This is a genomic window from Streptomyces sp. NPDC047028 (genome assembly GCF_040644095.1).
In the GTDB taxonomy this organism is placed as follows: Bacteria; Actinomycetota; Actinomycetes; order Streptomycetales; family Streptomycetaceae; genus Streptomyces.
Window position 1 is genome coordinate 66371 of the sequence record NZ_JBEYVS010000021.1, and the last position, 17309, is coordinate 83679.

Annotated in this window: 14 protein-coding genes; 6 read left to right on the plus strand and 8 right to left on the minus strand. The window is 71.9% G+C overall.

What is annotated here, in order from left to right; all coding sequences use genetic code 11:
* Genes hisB through hisD form a run of 3 tightly spaced genes read right to left on the minus strand, consistent with a single transcriptional unit; the run spans position 1 to position 3025 of the window.
* Positions 1-594 (minus strand): imidazoleglycerol-phosphate dehydratase HisB, encoded by a 594-nt coding sequence (gene hisB / locus ABZ854_RS20030; protein WP_129309654.1) that lies wholly within the window; start codon positions 592-594, stop codon positions 1-3.
* Positions 591-1703, minus strand: coding sequence for a histidinol-phosphate transaminase (locus ABZ854_RS20035; RefSeq protein WP_361212408.1), 1113 nt, complete (start codon positions 1701-1703; stop codon positions 591-593). Before ABZ854_RS20035 ends, hisB begins: the two co-directional genes overlap by 4 nt.
* Positions 1700-3025 carry a histidinol dehydrogenase gene (hisD, locus tag ABZ854_RS20040; protein ID WP_361212411.1) on the minus strand — a complete coding sequence of 442 codons (1326 nt, stop codon included), beginning with the start codon at positions 3023-3025 and terminating at the stop codon, positions 1700-1702. Before hisD ends, ABZ854_RS20035 begins: the two co-directional genes overlap by 4 nt.
* 219 nt (positions 3026-3244) lie before the next feature.
* Between hisD and ABZ854_RS20045 the strand changes: the two genes are divergently transcribed.
* From ABZ854_RS20045 to ybaK, 4 genes are all read left to right on the plus strand, one after another.
* Positions 3245-4834 carry an oxidoreductase gene (locus ABZ854_RS20045; RefSeq protein ID WP_361212414.1) on the plus strand — a complete coding sequence of 530 codons (1590 nt, stop codon included), beginning with the start codon at positions 3245-3247 and terminating at the stop codon, positions 4832-4834.
* A 214-nt stretch (positions 4835-5048) separates the two neighbouring features.
* Positions 5049-6101 (plus strand): hypothetical protein, encoded by a 1053-nt coding sequence (locus ABZ854_RS20050; protein WP_361212417.1) that lies wholly within the window; start codon positions 5049-5051, stop codon positions 6099-6101.
* Positions 6102-6112: 11 nt separating this feature from the next.
* Positions 6113-6853, plus strand: coding sequence for an LON peptidase substrate-binding domain-containing protein (locus tag ABZ854_RS20055; RefSeq protein ID WP_361212420.1), 741 nt, complete (start codon positions 6113-6115; stop codon positions 6851-6853).
* Positions 6854-6860: 7 nt separating this feature from the next.
* On the plus strand, positions 6861-7379 hold the full coding sequence (gene ybaK, locus ABZ854_RS20060) for a Cys-tRNA(Pro) deacylase (RefSeq protein ID WP_361212423.1): 519 nt from the start codon (positions 6861-6863) through the stop codon (positions 7377-7379).
* A gap of 84 nt (positions 7380-7463) precedes the next feature.
* On the opposite strand, the gene ABZ854_RS20065 is transcribed toward ybaK, so the two are convergent.
* From ABZ854_RS20065 to ABZ854_RS20080, 4 genes are all read right to left on the minus strand, one after another.
* Entirely contained in the window at positions 7464-8129 is a 666-nt protein-coding gene (locus ABZ854_RS20065; RefSeq protein WP_361212426.1) for an AAA family ATPase, read from the minus strand.
* A 34-nt stretch (positions 8130-8163) separates the two neighbouring features.
* Positions 8164-8988, minus strand: a complete 825-nt coding sequence (locus ABZ854_RS20070) for an ABC transporter permease (RefSeq protein ID WP_361212428.1) — start codon at positions 8986-8988, stop codon at positions 8164-8166.
* Between the two features lie 55 nt (positions 8989-9043).
* On the minus strand, positions 9044-10057 hold the full coding sequence (locus tag ABZ854_RS20075; RefSeq protein WP_361212431.1) for an ABC transporter ATP-binding protein: 1014 nt from the start codon (positions 10055-10057) through the stop codon (positions 9044-9046).
* Between the two features lie 389 nt (positions 10058-10446).
* Positions 10447-11667, minus strand: a complete 1221-nt coding sequence (locus ABZ854_RS20080) for an NYN domain-containing protein (RefSeq protein ID WP_361212434.1) — start codon at positions 11665-11667, stop codon at positions 10447-10449.
* Positions 11668-11892: 225 nt separating this feature from the next.
* On the opposite strand from ABZ854_RS20080, the gene ABZ854_RS20085 reads away from it, so the two are divergent.
* On the plus strand, positions 11893-12069 hold the full coding sequence (locus ABZ854_RS20085; protein WP_361212437.1) for a hypothetical protein: 177 nt from the start codon (positions 11893-11895) through the stop codon (positions 12067-12069).
* A gap of 120 nt (positions 12070-12189) precedes the next feature.
* On the opposite strand, the gene dnaE is transcribed toward ABZ854_RS20085, so the two are convergent.
* The gene (gene dnaE / locus ABZ854_RS20090) at positions 12190-15726 is read right to left on the minus strand and encodes a DNA polymerase III subunit alpha (protein WP_361212440.1); all 3537 of its coding nucleotides are present in this window, start codon (positions 15724-15726) and stop codon (positions 12190-12192) included.
* A gap of 227 nt (positions 15727-15953) precedes the next feature.
* Here dnaE and ABZ854_RS20095 point away from each other — a divergent pair, with 227 nt between their 5' ends.
* Positions 15954-17279, plus strand: coding sequence for a DUF2252 domain-containing protein (locus ABZ854_RS20095; protein ID WP_361212443.1), 1326 nt, complete (start codon positions 15954-15956; stop codon positions 17277-17279).
* The last annotated feature ends 30 nt before the right edge of the window (positions 17280-17309 follow it).

Genomic DNA, 17309 nt, shown 5'->3' on the forward strand with positions numbered 1-17309 from the left:
TTACAGGGCGCCCTTCGTGGAGGGGAGGATGCCGGCCGCGCGCGGGTCGCGCTCGCTGGCGTAGCGCAGCGCCCGCGCGAGCGCCTTGAACTGGCACTCCACGATGTGGTGCGCGTTGCGTCCGTAGGGTACGTGCACGTGCAGCGCGACCTGGGCCTGGGCGACGAAGGACTCCAGGATGTGCCGGGTCATCGTCGTGTCGTACTCGCCGATCATCGGCGCCATCTTCTCGGGCTCGGTGTGCACGAGGTAGGGGCGGCCGGACAGGTCGACGGTGACCTGGGCGAGGGACTCGTCCAGCGGGACCGTGCAGTTGCCGAAGCGGTAGATGCCCACCTTGTCGCCGAGGGCCTGCTTGAAGGCGGCGCCGAGCGCGAGGGCGGTGTCCTCGATGGTGTGGTGGGAGTCGATGTGCAGGTCGCCGTCGGTCTTCACGGTGAGGTCGAACAGACCGTGCCGGCCGAGCTGGTCGAGCATGTGGTCGTAGAAGCCGACGCCGGTGGCGATGTCGGTCTTCCCGGTGCCGTCGAGGTTGATCTCGACGACGACCGAGGTCTCCTTGGTGGTGCGCTCCACGCGTCCAACGCGGTTCATGCGTACAACTCCTTCATCAGCTCACGGACCGCGTCCAGGAACGCGTCGTTCTCCTCCGGGGTGCCTGCGGAGACCCGCAGCCAGCCGGGTACGCCGTTGTCCCGGACCAGCACGCCGTGGTCGAGGATCTTCTGCCAGGCCCAGTGGGCGTCCTCGAACCGGCCGAACTGCACGAAGTTGGCGTCCGACTCGGTGACGGCGTAGCCGATGGCACGCAGCTCGGTGACCAGCCGGTCCCGCTCCGCCTTCAGCTGCTCGACGTAGCCGAGCAGCGTGTCGGTGTGCTCCAGCGCGGCCAGGGCCGTCGCCTGGGTGACGGCGGACAGGTGGTACGGCAGCCGGACGAGCTGGACGGCATCCACGACGGCGGGGTGGGCGGCCATGTACCCGAGGCGCAGGCCGGCCGCGCCGAAGGCCTTCGACATGGTGCGGGAGACGACGAGACGCGGCCGGCCCTCGAGCAGCGGCAGCAACGAGTCGCCGTGGCTGAACTCGATGTAGGCCTCGTCGAGGATCACCATCGTCGGCTTCGCGGCCTGCGCGGCCTCGTACAGCGCGAGGACCGTGGCGGGCGGGACCGCGTTGCCGGTGGGGTTGTTGGGGGTGGTGAGGAAGAGGACGTCCGGGCGGTGCTCGGCGATCGCCCGTTCGGCGGCGGCGAGGTCGATCGTGAAGTCCTCGCCGCGGGGCCCGGAGATCCAGCCGGTGCCGGTGCCGCGCGCGATGAGCGCGTGCATCGAGTACGAGGGCTCGAAGCCGAGCGCCGTACGGCCGGGTCCGCCGAAGGTCTGCAGCAGTTGCTGGATGACCTCGTTGGAGCCGTTGGCGGCCCACACGTTCTCGGTGCCGAGCGGGTGCCCGCCGGTCTTCGTCAGGTACCGGGCCAGCTCGGTGCGCAGCTCGACCGCGTCCCGGTCCGGGTAGCGGTTCAGGTTCCGGGCGGCCTCGCGGACCCGCTCCGTGATCCGCTCGACGAGCGCTTCGGGCAGCGGGTAGGGGTTCTCGTTCGTGTTCAGCCGGACGGGCACGTCCAACTGGGGTGCTCCGTAGGGGGACTTGCCGCGCAGCTCGTCCCGTACGGGGAGATCGTCGATTCTCACGTCGTTCACTTGCTCGCCGGTACCTTCCACCCGAACCGTGCCTTGATCGCCGCGCCGTGCGCGGGCAGGTCCTCCGCCTCCGCCAGCGTGACCACGTGGTGCGCGACCTCGGCCAGCGCGTCCTCGGTGTAGTCGACGATGTGGATGCCGCGCAGGAAGGACTGCACCGACAGGCCCGAGGAGTGGCAGGCGCAGCCGCCGGTGGGCAGGACGTGGTTGGACCCGGCCGCGTAGTCGCCGAGCGAGACGGGGGCCCAGGGGCCGACGAAGATCGCGCCGGCGTTGCGGACGCGGTCGGCCACGGCGGCGGCGTCGGCGGTCTGGATCTCCAGGTGCTCGGCACCGTACGCGTCGACGACCTTCAGGCCCTCCTCGATGCCGTCGACCAGCACGATCGCGGACTGCCGGCCGGCCAGGGCGGGCCGGATGCGGTCCTCGACGTGCTTGGTGGCCGCGACCTGCGGTTCGAGCTCCCGCTCCACGGCCTCGGCCAGGGCGAGGGAGTCGGTGACCAGCACGGCCGCGGCCAGCGGGTCGTGCTCGGCCTGGCTGATCAGGTCGGAGGCCACGTGCACCGGGTCGGCGGTGGAATCGGCGAGGATCGCGATCTCGGTCGGACCGGCCTCGGCGTCGATGCCGATCTTCCCGGTGAAGTATCGCTTGGCGGCGGCCACCCAGATGTTGCCGGGGCCGGTGACCATGGTGGCCGGGGGGCAGGACTCGGTGCCGTGCGCGAACATCGCGACGGCGGTGGCGCCGCCGGCCGCGTAGACCTCGTCGACGCCGAGCAGGGCGCACGCGGCGAGGATCGTGGGGTGCGGCAGCCCGCCGAAATCGGCCTGCGCGGGCGAGGCGAGCGCGACGGACGGGACGCCCGCCTCCTGCGCCGGCACCGCGTTCATGATCACGGAGGACGGGTAGACCGAGCGGCCGCCCGGCGCGTACAGCCCGACGCGGTCGACCGGCACCCACTTCTCGGTGACCGAGCCGCCCGGCACGACCTGGGTGGTGTGCGTGGCGCGGCGCTGCGCGCGGTGGACCATGCGGGCGCGCCGGATGGACTCCTCCAGGGCCGCGCGCACGGCCGGGTCGAGCTGCTCCAGGGCGTCCTTGAGGGCCTGCTCGGGGACCCGGACGGTTTCCAGCCGGACTCCGTCGAACTTCTCCGCGAAGTCGATCAGCGCCGCGTCGCCACGATGATGCACGGCCTCGCAGATCGGGCGCACCTTCTCCAGGGCGGCCGCGACGTCGAAGTCGGCTCGGGGCAGCAGGTCGCGCAGGGCGGGGCCCTCGGGGAGGGCGTCGCCGCGCAGATCGATTCGGGAGATCACGTGCTCAATTCTCTCAGACCGGGGTAGCGACCCGTCCGCGCGTATCAATGGCTGATACAGAGCGTGGACGCGGGACGGCCCAATCCCTGGTACAGAGCCTGGCCAAAACCCGGGAGTCCCCGTTCACCTCTTGTGTTCCGGCCGTCACTCACCGGGCATCACGGCTGTACGACCGTCGAGGGACGGCGTGGGACATCGAGGGAAGTGAAGGAAACAGCGGTGACCGAGGGAACCGGCCTGCGCGTCGGGGACCTGCCCGACGGCCTGCCGGACGACCTGACCGCGGTCGAGGCGGGCATGTGGCAGGCCTTCCGCAGTGGCAGCGTGTACGACCTGAGCAGCGGGGACGCGGAGGTGGACGATCCGCACGGCGGGCAGCCCTGGGGCCCCGAGCGCTCCGTGCGGGCGCGCGTGGTGTGCTGGCTGCTGCTGGACGGGCCGCCGGCGCTCGCGGGCCGGGTGTCCTCGCTGAAGCTCGTGGGCGTGCGGATCACCGGCTCGCTGGAGCTGGCGGGCGGCACCGTCACGCCGTACGTCGAGATGCGGGGCTGCCGCTTCGACCAGCAGGTTCTGCTGCCCGAGGCCCGGTTCACCACCGTCCGCCTGGTGGACTGCTCGGTGCCCCGCCTGGAGGCCGCCCGGGTGCACACCGAGGGTGACCTGCATCTGCCGCGCTGCCGCTTCCAGAACGGGGTACGGCTCACCGACGCGCACATCGGCACCGATCTGCTGCTCAACCAGGCGGTCGTGCACCGGGACCGCAGCGGCCGGTCCATAGCGGCGGACGGCATGACCGTCGGCCAGGACCTGCAGGCCGAACTGCTGGAGTCGCACGGCGAGTTCAGTCTGCGCAGCGCCAAGGTCGGTGTCTCGCTGAGCCTGCGGGGGGCGAAACTGGCCAACCCCTACGCCCGTCTCGCGCTGAACGCGCCGCAGCTGACCGTCGGACGCACGCTGTACCTGACCCCGGCCGGCGTCGGCAGCCCCCGGCTGAGCGGGACGACCCCGGCACGCGGGACGCGCGTCCAGCGGTTCGAGTGCCGGGGCGGGGTACGGCTGGACGACGGGCGGTTCGGCGACGCCGTGGACCTGGAGCGGGCCCGGTTCGTCCTCACCGACGACCAGGACCTGTCGCTGCGCCGGGTGCAGACGCCCGAGCTGCGCTTCCTCGGGGACCGGCCGCAGCGCGGCAAGGTGCTGCTGTCCGGGGCGCGGATCGTCACCCTGGTGGACCGCGCGAGCAGCTGGCCGGGCCCCGGCAATCTGCACATGGGCGGCTTCACGTACGAGGCGCTGGTGCCGCGCGGGCCGTTCCCGCTGAACCGGCGCCTGGACTGGGTGGCCGCGGCGACCGCCGAGTACAACCCGGAGCCGTACGAGCGGCTGGCGGCCGTGCTGCGCGCCGCCGGGGAGGACGAGGACGCGCGCGAGGTGCTGCTCGCCCGGCAGCGCCGGCGGCGCGAGACGCTGCCGCTGGCCGGCAAGTTCTGGGGCTACCTCCAGGACTGGACGGTGGCGTACGGATACCGGCCGGGCCGGGCGGCGGTGTGGATGGCGGTGCTGTGGGCGGCGGGCACACTCGCGTTCGCGCACGCCGACCATCCGCCGATCAACTCCGGGGGCCATCCGGCCTGGAGCCCGGCGCTGTTCGCGCTGGACCTGCTGCTGCCGGTGATCGACCTGGGCCAGGCGGGGCAGTGGCAGCTGCGGGGAGCGTGGCAGTGGCTGGCGGCGGTGATGGTGCTGTTGGGGTGGATTCTGGCGACGACGGTTGCGGCGGGCGCGACGCGGTTGTTGCGGCGGAAGTAGCTGCGCTGCTGACGCCAGGTTCGGTCGTGGGTTGGGTGCGGGTGCGTTGTGGCTGCTCGCGCAGTTCCCCGCGCCCCTATAGGGGCGCCCCTGTGGAGGGCGTTGAAAGGTGCTGGGAGCGGCACTCACCCTTTACCTCTCCTTGGCCTTTGCCCGTACAACTTTCTACGAGTTTTCCGGAGCCTCTGGCGTCGGTGTGAGCTGCGGTCTTTCAATGGTCGACACCATGGCTCTGCTGCCCGCGTTCCTCCGTTCCTCGCGGTCCGTCCGGCGTGCCTCGCGGCTCGCCGGCCGGCCGTCGGCCGAGGACGAGCCCGTCCTGGACGGGGCCGACGACCGCCTCTCACCCGCGCTGGTCGCGGCCGGCCGGGGTGAGTACGGGCCGGCCGCCGCGCTGCTCGCCGCCACCCGGGGTGCCCGTGAGTGGGAGGACCGGGACCGGTACGCGCAGTGCCTCGCCGCGTTCGCCCGGTCGCGGCCGGAGTGGTTCGAGGCGTGGGGTGCGGCCGATCCTGGGGACCCCGGGCTGCGGCTGGTCGCGGCGCAGCTCGCCGTGGACCGGGCCTGGCCCTCGCCGGCCCGCGCGGAACTGCTGCGCGAGGTGAGCCCGCTGATCACGGCCGCCGCCCGCGCCGAGGACCGGGACCCGGTGCCGTGGCGGATCGCCCTGGACCACGCGCGCGGCTCGCGGGCGGGGCACGGCTACTTCGGGGAGCTGTGGGAGGCGGCGGTACGCCGTTCCCCGCACCACTACGGCTGCCACGTCGCCGCCCTGCGCTACCTCGCCGCCTCGTGGCGGGGCTCGCACCGCGAGTGCTTCGACTTCGCCGACCGGGCCGCGCAGGACGCCCCGGCGGACTCGCTGGTGCAGGCGCTGCCGGTGCGGGCCGCGTTCGGCTACCTGACCGTCGGGGGCGGCACCGAGGTGCCGCGCGCCCGGCTGGACGCGGCGGCCGACCGCGCCGCCGCCCTGTCCGCGCGGCTGCCGGCCGCCGACCCCTGCGCGGCCGAGACGCGCAACCTCCTCGCCTGCGTCCTCGTCCGGCTCGGCAGGCGCCGCGAGGCCCTCGTCCAACTGCGCCTGACAGGCCCCTACGCCACGTCCTTCCCGTGGGAGCGGGAGTCCGACGACCCGCTCGGCCACTTCCTGCGGCTGCGTGAGGAACTGGCCGCGGCGGACCGGGAGGGGGCGGCGGGGGCCGGCGCCGGGGCGGTGCCCGTCCCCGCGGCGGGCCCGCGGGGCTCCGTAGCGGCCGACGACCATTAGGCTGGGGCGCCGTGACCACCGTCCGTCTGCCCCTCTTCCCGCTGAACTCGGCGCTGTTCCCGGGACTCGTCCTTCCTCTGAACGTCTTCGAGGAGCGCTATCGCGCCATGATGCGCGAACTTCTGAAGGCCCCCGAGGACGAGCCGCGCCGGTTCGTCGTCGTGGCGATCCGCGACGGCCACGAGGTGGCGCCGAGTGAGCCGGGCATGCCCGATCCGACGGCGCAGCCCGACCGCGGCCCGGCCGCGGGTTTCGGCCCCGACCCGCTCAAGAGCCTCCACTCGGTGGGCTGTGTGGCGGACGCGGCGACCGTGCGGGAGCGGGCCGACGGCACGTTCGAGGTGCTGGCGACCGGCACGACCCGGGTCCGGCTGCTCTCCGTGGACGCCTCGGGTCCGTTCCTGACGGCGGAGCTGGAGGAGCTGACGGAGGAGCCCGGCGACGAGGCCGGCGCGCTCGCCGAGGGCGTCCTGCGGGCGTTCCGGCAGTACCAGAAGCGGCTGGCGGGCGCCCGCGAGCGCTCGCTGTCCACGGGGGCGGACCTGCCGGACGACCCGAGCGTGGTGTCGTACCTGGTGGCCGCCGCGATGGTGCTGGACACGCCGACGAAACAGCGGCTGCTGCAGGCCCCGGACACGGCGTCCCGGCTGCGGGACGAGCTGAGACTCCTGCGCGCGGAGACGGCCATCATCCGTAGCCTGCCCTCGCTGCCCGCGTTCGAGCTGACGCGGGCGCCGACGAGTCTGAACTGAGGGAGCGATGGCCAAGAAGGCGAAGAAGCAGCAGGCCGGCGGCACCCCGGCCACGGTGGCCCTGACGGCGGCGGGCGCGGACTTCACCGTCCACTCCTACGACCACGATCCCGCCCACCCCTCCTACGGCGAGGAGGCGGCCGAGGCGATGGGTGTCTCCCCCGACCGTGTGTTCAAGACGCTCGTGGCCGACGTCGACGGCAGTCTGACGGTCGCCGTGGTCCCGGTCTCCGGCTCCCTCGACCTCAAGGCCCTGGCGGCGGCGGTCGGCGGCAAACGCGCCACGATGGCCGACCCCGCCCTCGCCGAACGCACCACCGGCTACGTCCGCGGCGGCATCTCCCCCCTCGGCCAGCGCAAGAGACTCCCCACGGTCCTGGACGACTCGGCCCGGTCCCACGACACGATCTGCGTGTCGGCGGGCCGTAGAGGCATGGAGGTGGAGCTGGCTCCGGCGACCCTGGCAGCACTGACCAGCGCCACGATGGCACCGGTGGGCCGCACCTCCAGCCCGTCCGGCGTTTGAGGACGAGGCCGAAGGCCGATACCGGGGGCCCGGGGGCGGAGCCCCCGGAGGACGGGACGGGTAGGGGCGGCGGGGGCGAGAAACCTACGCGGGCGGCCCCCCGTACCCACCCTCACCGGGAACCTCCAGCTCAGGGTCCCGCGGCCCGAACAGCGCCGTCAGCCCCAGATGCACCACCCCCGCGGCCAGCGGCCACGCCAGCAACGCCCCCTTCGCCCCCAGCTTCAGCGGCGTCGAGAAGGCGACCCCCGCCCCCACCGCCTTCGCGTGGGCGATCACGTCGGTGTCGGGCCCCATCCACACGCCCAGCCGCCACGCCAGCACCGACCCGAGCAGCCCGCCCAGCCCCAGCGCCGCCACGAGCGGCACCCCGCCGCGCCGTCGCAGCAGGAACACCGCGACCGCGCTGACGACTCCGAACGCCAGTGCCAGCAGAGTGAACGTTCCGTCCACGCCTATGGCCTGCTCGCCCTCGGTGTCCTCGGCGTTCTTGAAATACACCACCCAGCTGTTGCCGGAATGCTGCCCGACCAGGGGAACGTGCGGCGCCAGCCACCACCACAGCGCCCCGAGGAGCACACCGCTCAGCGCCACCGCCACCGCGATCACGCCGGCCTCCCGCACTTCGGTCTTCATCCCGGGGCCGTCCTGTTCGTACATGCCTCCGACCGTCCCGGCGGGCGGCGCCTGCCAGGTCTGGTGGGAGGACTGCTCGTGCGGCGGTGGAGGCGGAGTCAGCGGTGCGGTCACCCTGACATCGTGCCAGGCCGCTCGGCGCGCCGCGTCACCGGACGGCGGCCCGGCGGTACGCCCAGGTCGCCACCGCCAGCGAGACCACTCCGACACCCGCGCACACCCCCAGATCTACGAGCACCACGGCCCAGTCGGGGTGTGCCCCGAATGTCCGGGCGTAGGCCTCCACGCCGTAGGTGGAGGGCAGCAGGTCCCGCGCCAGCCGTACGGCCTCAGGCATCCGGTCGGCCGGCAGGACGCCGAGCAGCAGCGCCGCCGACATGCCCAGCTGTCCGAGCAGCGTGGCCAGCTCGGGCCGGGGCGCGAGCAGCCCGCAGGCGGCGCCGAGACCGGACAGGGCGGCCCCCGCGAGGGGGATCACCGCGAGCAGCACCCACAGGTTGGACAGCGGCAGCCCGAACAGCACACAGCCGAAGACGCCGGTCACCAGGGTCCCCGGCACGGTGAAGGACGCGTACGCCCCGGCCGCGCCGAGCACGACCGCCGCGGGCGGCACGGGCAGGGTGGCGTAATGGTCGAGGCCGCCGCTGGCCCGCAACTGCCCGAAGTACTGCGACAGCAGGTTGAGCGCCACGTAGGCGACGACGAGCACGGACGAGCCGGCCACCACGTACTGCGCCTCGCTCGTGCTGTCGACGACGCCCCGCATCATCACGGCGATGCCGACGGACTGGAAGGTCGCCACGAACAGCAGCGGGATCCTGGCGACCCGGGCCCGGGACAGCTGGGCCCGGTAGACGGCCACGAGCGACGGCCACAGCCGGGCGCGCGGGCCCAGCTCGGCCACGGCACCCGGTGCCGTGGCGGGCACGGTCCGGGCACCGTCCGGCAGAACCTCCGCGGGTACGACACTCACGACGAGCTGCTCCTCTTCCCCACGGTCACCCGTACGCATTCCGCGGCTCCCGCGCTCATGTCCTCACCAGACCCTGCCGGGCCGCGCCGCCGAGCGCCAGGTAGACGTCCTCCAGGCTGGGCGTGGCGAGCGTGAAGTCGTCCAGTGCGGCGAAGGCGGCTCCGCCGGTCACGGTCGCGACGGCGGCGCGGGCCTCCTCGGGCGCGAGCCGCAGCGTCCAGCGCCGGCCGGACTCCACGGCACGCTCCCGCAGGACGGCCACCTCGGGCACGTCCAGCGGTGCCCGGTCCCGCCACACCAGCTCGACGCGCACCTCGCCGGCGACCCGCTCCTTGAGCCCGGCGGGGCTGTCGCAGGCGATGACCCGGCCCTGGTCGAGGACGGCGACCCGGTCGAGCACGGTCTCGGCCTCGATGACGTTGTGGGTGACGAGCAGCACGGTCGTGCCGCGTTCGGCCCGCCGCCGGTCCACGGCCGCCCAGACCGCACGGCGGGCCACCGGGTCCATGCCGGTGGTCGGCTCGTCGAGCACGAGCAGCGAACGCTCGCCGACGAGGGCGGCGGCGAAGCAGGCGAGGCGCCGCTGGCCGCCGGACAGCTTCTTCAGGGCCCGGCCGGCGATCGGGGTGAGTCCGAGTTCGTCGAGGACGGCGTCGCGCTCGGCCCTCGCCCGGGTCACGTCCAAGCCGCGCAGGCGACCGGTGGTCTCGGCGGCGAGGGAGACGGTCAGCTCGTCCAGGGCGGAGGACTCCTGCCCCAGGTAGGCGAGGAGCCGGGCGGCCCGCTCGGGGTGCCGCACGATGTCGTGGCCGAGGATCTCCACGCTGCCCGTGTCGGGCCGCAGGAGGCCCGTGAGCTGCCGCACGAGGGTGGACTTGCCGGCGCCGTTCGGCCCGAGCAGCCCGAAGATCTCGCCGCGGCGCACGTCCAGTTCCACCTCGTCGGTGGCCCGCACCTCGGGTGTCCCCGCCGCGCCGCGCCGCCCCTTCACGGCCGGGTAGGTCTTGCCGAGCCCGCGCACGCGTACGACCTCGTCACCACGAAGTGCCTGTCCCGCGCGCGTACTCACAAGCCACGAGGGTACGGGGTCCGCACCCTTTACTCGCCTTTGGGGCCGCTTCCCACGGCGCCGGGGCGAGCGCGCGCCCACGCGGGCACCGGGCAGTGGCGCTCGCGAGGGGTGGAGCGATCGCTCGCCCTCCTCACACAGCGCGACCGTTCGGCCGCCGGACGGGGCCGCCCCGCCGCCGGACGGGCGCACCCCCGCGCGGTCCCGGGCGGCGGCGCTCAGCTGGGGGCGACGCGACGGGTGGCGCGACCGCTCACTCCCCTCACGCCCCGCGACCGCTCAGCCGCCCGCCGGGCCCGGCCGCCCGGAACCCGCCAGCGGCGGAGCGCGGTCACCGGCCCGCGACCCGGCGGTGCCGGACTCACCCCGGCCGGCCCGTCGCGGGCGGCTCAGTCCGTCGTGCCCGCGGGTTCGGCCGTGGCCGGTACGTCGAACTCGCGCCAGAAGCCGGCCCGGATGGCGTACCGGTCGTGCTCGTCGATCTGGTCGTCCTTGTGGGCGAGCAGGCCGAACCGGGCGGCGTAGCGCAGCAGCTCGCCGTCGACGCGGTGCGGGATGCGCGGGTACATCGTGGACAGCCGCTGCACATGGCTCTGGTCGCCCAGCCGGGACATCCAGCGGCGGGCGAAGACCTGCCCCACCTCGAAGGGGTCGCCGCCGACGGTGGTGATGTCCTCCTCCCGGTCGGCCCAGCGCTGCTCCGCGGTGGTCAGCTGGGCCAGCGTCGGCATGGAGGCGATCTCGGGGGGTTCGGAGACCGTGCCGGGCCGGTCGACCCAGCCCTTGTCGGAGGACCAGCGCAGGGTCGCGGTCGCCGGGTGCTGCACGGCCTGCGCGCCGGGAGCGCGCAGGGCGGCGAGGTCCTTGGGCGTGGGGACGCCCTTGGCGGCGGGCACCCGCTCCTGCGCGCCGTTCTCCGTCGCCGCCGCGGCCGGCGGGCGGCCGGTGTCGGGGGCGGGCCGTTCGCCCGCCGTGCCGAGCCCGGACTCGGGCAGCGGCGCGGAAAGGATCGCGGCGATCTCGGGCCGGGTCGCGGGCGGCGGCGCGCACACGCCGGTCAGTTCCCGGGCGCGCACCGCCTGGGTGATCCAGGCCCGGTCCAGCACCCGCCGTTCGTCGGCCTCGGCGACGAGGTCCTCGGACTGGTTGTAGTCGCCGTCGGCGGCCTGTACGGCCCACAGGTGGACGGCGACGCCGTGCTCCTTGGCGGCCATCATGCCCGGCAGCAGATCGCCGTCGCCGGTGACGAGGACGACGTCGGAGCAGGCGCGGTTGCGGGCCAGCTCGGTCAGCTCGGCGTGCATGGCGGCGTCCACACCCTTCTGCGCCCAGCGTCCGTCGCTGCGGGTGAGGGCGCCGAGCCGGACGGTGACCCGGGGCATCACGCGCAGCCGGCGGTGCTCCGGCTGGGGGACGCGGTCGGGCGCGCCGTCGAACCAGTAGATGCGCAGCAGAGGGCGCCCGGTCTCGGACTCCGCGCGTTCGCGCAGGGCCTGGATCAGCGCGGTGTGGTCGACGGTGATCCGGGACCGGGAGGGCTCGCCGGCGAGAAGGCTGGCGGCGGCCCCCAGCAGATATCCGGCGTCCACCAGGACGATGCAGCGGTCCACGCGACTCACCCTCTTCCCGGGAGGCTTTGCTTCGGACTTCCTTCGAGTCTGCCCGACCGCGCGGGGGTTAACGGCCCGAACTCGATCTTCGGCGTGGCGTTTGCGGATCTCGCGCGCCCACCTTCCCTGTCACACACGGTAATTATCCGACATGCGCCTGATGTCGGCGTATGTGAATCTGAATCCGGCCCTGGCCCCTAGATCCCCCTCAGGAGGTAGATCACCATGGCCAAGAACAAGAACCGCAAGCAGCCCGCGCAGAAGAACCGCGGCCCGCAGAACATGCCCGCCCGCGAGCAGTCGCAGACGGCGCCGGACATGCACGAGGCGCCGGTGTCCCACATCCCCGGTGACCCCGGCGACTCGGGCCGTAAACAGGCGAAGCGCTACGGCCACAACTAAAGGGCCGGTTCAGGCCCAGGCACACAGAAGGGGCGCACCCGTCGCGGGTGCGCCCCTTCTCGCCCGTGCCGTTTCGCCCGGTGCCGGCCGTGTGGTTCAGCCGGTTCCCGGCCTGGTGCTTCAGCCGGCCAGGCAGGACGGGCCGAGCAGCACCTTCAGGTCGCCGAAGAGGGCGGGGTCGGGCTTGACCCGGTGCCGGTCCAGGCGCAGCACGGTGGTCTTGCGCGGACCCTGGAGCTTGATGCGGACCTCGCTGTCGCCCTTGTGGTGGCTGAGGATCTCGCCGAGCCTGCTGACCATGGGCGGGGTGACCCTCGTCGCGGGGATGGTGAGGACCACGGGCGCGTTGGTGCCGGCGTTGGACAGGTCGGGGACCATCAGCTCCATGGCGACGAGCCGGGGCACGTCCTCGCGCTTGTCGAGACGGCCCTTGACGAACACGACGGCGTCCTCGACGAGTTGGGTCGAGATGAGCTGGTACGTCGCCGGGAAGAACATGCACTCGATGGAGCCGGCGAGGTCCTCGACCGTGGCGATCGCCCAGGCGTTGCCCTGCTTGGTCATCTTGCGCTGGAGGCCGGAGATGATGCCGCCGATGGTGACGACCGCGCCGTCGGCGTGCTCGCCGCCGGTGAGCTGGGAGATGCCGGCGTCGGCCTTGTCGGACAGCACGTGTTCCAGACCGAAGAGCGGGTGGTCGGAGACGTACAGACCGAGCATCTCCCGCTCCTGGGCGAGCAGGTAGGTCTTCTCCCACTCCTCGGTGGTGAACTCCACGTCGAGTCCGAAGCCGGGCTCGCTGCTGTCCTCGTCGCCGCCGCCGAAGAGGTCGAACTGCCCCTCGGCCTCCTTGCGCTTGACCGCGACCACGTTGTCGATCATCGGTTCGTACTGTGCGGTGAGGCCCTTGCGGGTGTGGCCCATCGTGTCGAAGGCACCGGCCTTGATCAGCGACTCGGTGGTGCGCTTGTTGCAGGCGACCGCCTCGACCTTGTCGAGGTAGTCGGGGAAGGAGACGTACTTCCCCTTGGCCTTGCGGCTCCTGATGATGGACTCGACGACGTTCGTGCCGACGTTGCGCACGGCTTCGAGGCCGAACAGGATGACGTCGTCGCCCTGGGCGGCGAAGTTGTGCACCGACTCGTTGACGTTCGGCGGGAGCACCTTGATGCCCATGCGGCGGCACTCGTTGAGGTAGATCGCCGACTTGTCCTTGTCGTCCTTGACCGAGGTCAGCAGCGCGGCCATGTACTCGGCGGGGTGGTTGGCCTTCAGGTAGGCGGTCCAGTACGACACCAGGCCGTAGGCGGCGGAGTGGGCCTTGTTGAACGCGTATCCGGCGAACGGGACCAGGACGTCCCACAGCGCCTGGATGGCCTCGTCGCTGTAGCCGTTCTTCTGGGCGCCGGCCTGGAAGATGGTGAAGTTCTTCGCCAGTTCGTCGGGCTTCTTCTTGCCCATCACGCGGCGCAGGATGTCGGCCTCGCCGAGCGAGTAGCCGGCGATGATCTGGGCGGCCTTCTGCACCTGCTCCTGATAGACGATCAGGCCGTAGGTGACGTCCAGGACCTCCTTGAGGGGCTCTTCGAGCTCCTTGTGGATGGGGGTGATCTCCTGGAGCTTGTTCTTGCGCAGCGCGTAGTTGGTGTGCGAGTCCATGCCCATCGGGCCGGGACGGTAGAGCGCGGAGACGGCGGAGATGTCCTCGAAGTTGTCGGGCTTCATCAGCCGCAGCAGCGAGCGCATGGGGCCGCCGTCGAACTGGAAGACGCCGAGGGTGTCGCCGCGCTGGAGCAGTTCGAACGTCGTCGGGTCGTCGAGCGGCAGCGACAGCAGGTCGATGTCGGTGCCCTTGTTGGACTTCACCATCTTGACGGCGTCGTCCATGATCGTCAGGTTGCGCAGGCCGAGGAAGTCCATCTTGAGCAGGCCGAGCGACTCGCAGCTCGGGTAGTCCCACTGCGTGATGGTGACGCCGTCGGTGTGCCGGACCCAGACGGGCACGTGCTCGGTGATGGTCTCGCTGGACATGATCACGCCGGCGGCGTGCACGCCCATCTGCCGCACCAGGCCCTCGACGCCCTTGGCGGTGTCGATGACCTTTTTCACGTCCGGCTCGTTCTCGTACATCGAGCGGATCTCGCCCGCCTCGTTGTACCGGGGGTGCGAGGAGTCGGTGATGCCGTTGAGGTCGATGCCCTTGCCGAGGACGTCGGCGGGCATCGCCTTGGTGAGGCGGTCGCCCATGGCGTATGGGTAGCCCAGCACGCGCGCGGAGTCCTTGATGGCGTTCTTGGCCTTGATCTTGCCGTAGGTGCCGATCATGGCGACCTTGTCGGCGCCGTACTTCTCCGTGACGTACCGGATGACCTCGACGCGCCTGCGCTCGTCGAAGTCGATGTCGACGTCGGGCATGGAGACGCGCTCGGGGTTGAGGAACCGCTCGAAGATCAGTCCGTGCGGGATGGGGTCGAGGTCGGTGATGCCCATGGCGTAGGCGACGATCGAGCCGGCCGCGGAGCCACGGCCGGGGCCGACGGCGATGCCGTTGTTCTTGGCCCACATGATGAAGTCGGCGACCACGAGGAAGTACCCCGGGAACCCCATCTGGATGATGATGTCCATCTCGTACTCGACCTGCTTCTGGCGGTCGTCGGGGACGCCGCCGGGGAAGCGCCGCTCCATGCCGCGGCGAACCTCCTCCTTGAACCAGGTGACCTCGGTGTAGCCCTCGGGGATGTCGAACTTGGGCATGAGGTCCCGCTTGAGGAACATGCCCTCGGTGTCGACCATCTCGGCGACCAGGAGGGTGTTGGCGCAGCCCTCCTGCCAGGCGTCCGAGGAGTCGATGGCGTACATCTCGTCGGTGGACTTCAGGTAGTAGCCGGTGCCGTCGAACTTGAAGCGGTCGGGGTCGGAGAGGTTCTTGCCGGTCTGGATGCACAGCAGGGCGTCGTGCGCGCCGGCCTCGTGCGCGTACGTGTAGTGCGAGTCGTTGGTGACCAGCGGGGGGATGCCGAGCTTCCTGCCGATCTCCAGCAGGCCGTCGCGGACCCGGTGCTCGATGTCGATGCCGTGGTCCATCAGCTCCAGGAAGTAGCGGTCCTTGCCGAAGATGTCCTGGTAGTCGGCGGCGGCCTTGAGGGCCTCGTCGAAGTGGCCGAGGCGCAGCCGGGTCTGCACCTCGCCGGAGGGGCAGCCGGTGGAGGCGACGATGCCCTCGGACCACTGCGAGATGGTCTCCTTGTCCATCCGGGGCCACTTCTGCAGCCAGCCCTCGGCGTACGCGTCGGAGGACAGCCGGAAGAGGTTGTGCAGGCCGGTGCTGTTCACCGCCCACATCGTCTTGTGGGTGTAACCGCCGGAACCGGAGACGTCGTCACGCTTCTGGTGCGGCTGGCCCCACTGGATCTTGCGCTTGTTGCGCCGGGACTCGGGGGCGACGTACGCCTCGATCCCGATGATCGGGGTGATTCCGGCCTTCTTCGCGGAATGGAAGAAGTCGTACGCCCCGTGGAGGTTGCCGTGGTCTGACATGGCGATGTGCGTCATGCCCATCTCGTTGCACGCGTTGAACATGTCCTTCAGCCGCGCGGCGCCGTCCAGCAGCGAGTACTGGGTGTGGACGTGCAGGTGCGTGAACGGCGGCTTGGACACGGTTTCGGCCTCCAACGGAAACACTGGGCGACGGGCTGGCGGACGCTCTGGGGGTCAGCGTCGAAGTCTATGCCCGGGCACTGACACTCGTGCGGCATCCCGACGTACCGTCGTGCGGGAACCGGGCACTCCCGCGTGGCGTCGCCCGTTGAAGACGGCGGAAGAGCCGTCGGACCCCGTGTCCGCAGTCCACGCACCACCCGTTCCGTACCAGGAGGCACCCAGCGATGTCGGTCCCCCAGCTCAGCGACGAGCAGCGCGGCGAGGAGATCCTCGCCGTCTTCGACACCGCCTTCGGCCGGCTCCTGGCCGCCGACCCGGCCGCGTTCCGGGTGAAGTTCCGGAAGATGGCGGCCTCGGCCTTCGCGTTCTACCGGGGCACGGCGTGCCTCTTCTACCACGATCTCGACGCGGAGAAGCGCGGCGGCCCGTACCTGGACGACCGCACCTCGCGCGTGTGGATCCACGGCGACCTGCACGCCGAGAACTTCGGCACCTACATGGATTCCAACGGCCGCCTGGTCTTCAACGTCAACGACTTCGACGAGGCCTACGTCGGCCCGTTCACCTGGGACGTCAAGCGGTTCTCGGCGTCGATCGCGCTCATCGGGTACGCGAAGGCGCTCGGCGACGAGCAGATCACCGAGCTGGTGACGATCTACGCGGCGGCCTACCGGGAGCGGATCCACGCGCTGGCGACGGGCGCCAAGAGCGACGAGGTGCCGCCGTTCACGCTGGACACCGCACAGGGCCCGCTGCTGGACGCGCTGCGCGACGCCCGGTCGCTGACCCGGTTCGGCCTGCTGGACTCGATGACGGAGATCCGCGACTTCGAGCGCCGCTTCGCGCCGGGCGGCGGCTCCATCGAGCTGGACGCCGCCACCCGCTACAAGGTCCTGGCCGCCTTCGACGGCTACCTGGAGACGCTGCCGGAGACCTCCCTGTCCCACCCGGACTCCTACCGCGTCAAGGACGTCGTGGGCCGCCGCGGGATCGGCATCGGTTCGGCCGGGCTGCCGTCGTACAACATCCTGCTGGAGGGGCACAGCGACGCCCTGGAGAACGATGTCGTGATCTACATCAAGCAGGCGCAGCACCCGGCGGTCTCCCGCCACATCACCGACCCGGCGATCCGCGGCTACTTCCAGCACGAGGGCCACCGCACGGTGATCTCCCAGCGCGCCCTCCAGGCGCACGCCGACCCGTGGCTGGGCTGGACCGAGCTGGACGGCACGGGCCAGCTGGTCGCCGAGGTCTCGCCGTACGCGGTGGACCTGGACTGGGGCGACATCGACGACCCGGAGGAGATCGCGGCCGTCGTCGCCGACCTCGGCCGGGCCACGGCCACCATGCACGCGGCGGCGGACGACACCTCCGGCGAGTCCCTGGTGCCGTTCTCCACGGAGCGGGCCATCGACGCGGCCCTCGCGGCCGACGAGGAGGGCTTCGCGCCCCTCCTGGTGGACTTCGCGCACAGCTACGGCGCACGCGCGCGCGCCGATCACCAGGTCTTCGTCGACCTGTTCCGCAACGGCCGGATTCCGGGCCTGTAACCTTCCCGGACTCACAGCCACCCTTTAGGG

Bases quoted from the DNA above. Each gene is read 5' to 3' on its own strand.
- hisB (WP_129309654.1), bottom strand. From the start codon at position 594: ATGAACCGCGTTGGACGCGTGGAGCGCACCACCAAGGAGACCTCGGTC.
- ABZ854_RS20050 (WP_361212417.1), top strand. From the start codon at position 5,049: ATGGTCGACACCATGGCTCTGCTGCCCGCGTTCCTCCGTTCCTCGCGG.
- ybaK (WP_361212423.1), top strand. From the start codon at position 6,861: ATGGCCAAGAAGGCGAAGAAGCAGCAGGCCGGCGGCACCCCGGCCACG.
- ABZ854_RS20085 (WP_361212437.1), top strand. From the start codon at position 11,893: ATGGCCAAGAACAAGAACCGCAAGCAGCCCGCGCAGAAGAACCGCGGC.
- ABZ854_RS20095 (WP_361212443.1), top strand. From the start codon at position 15,954: ATGTCGGTCCCCCAGCTCAGCGACGAGCAGCGCGGCGAGGAGATCCTC.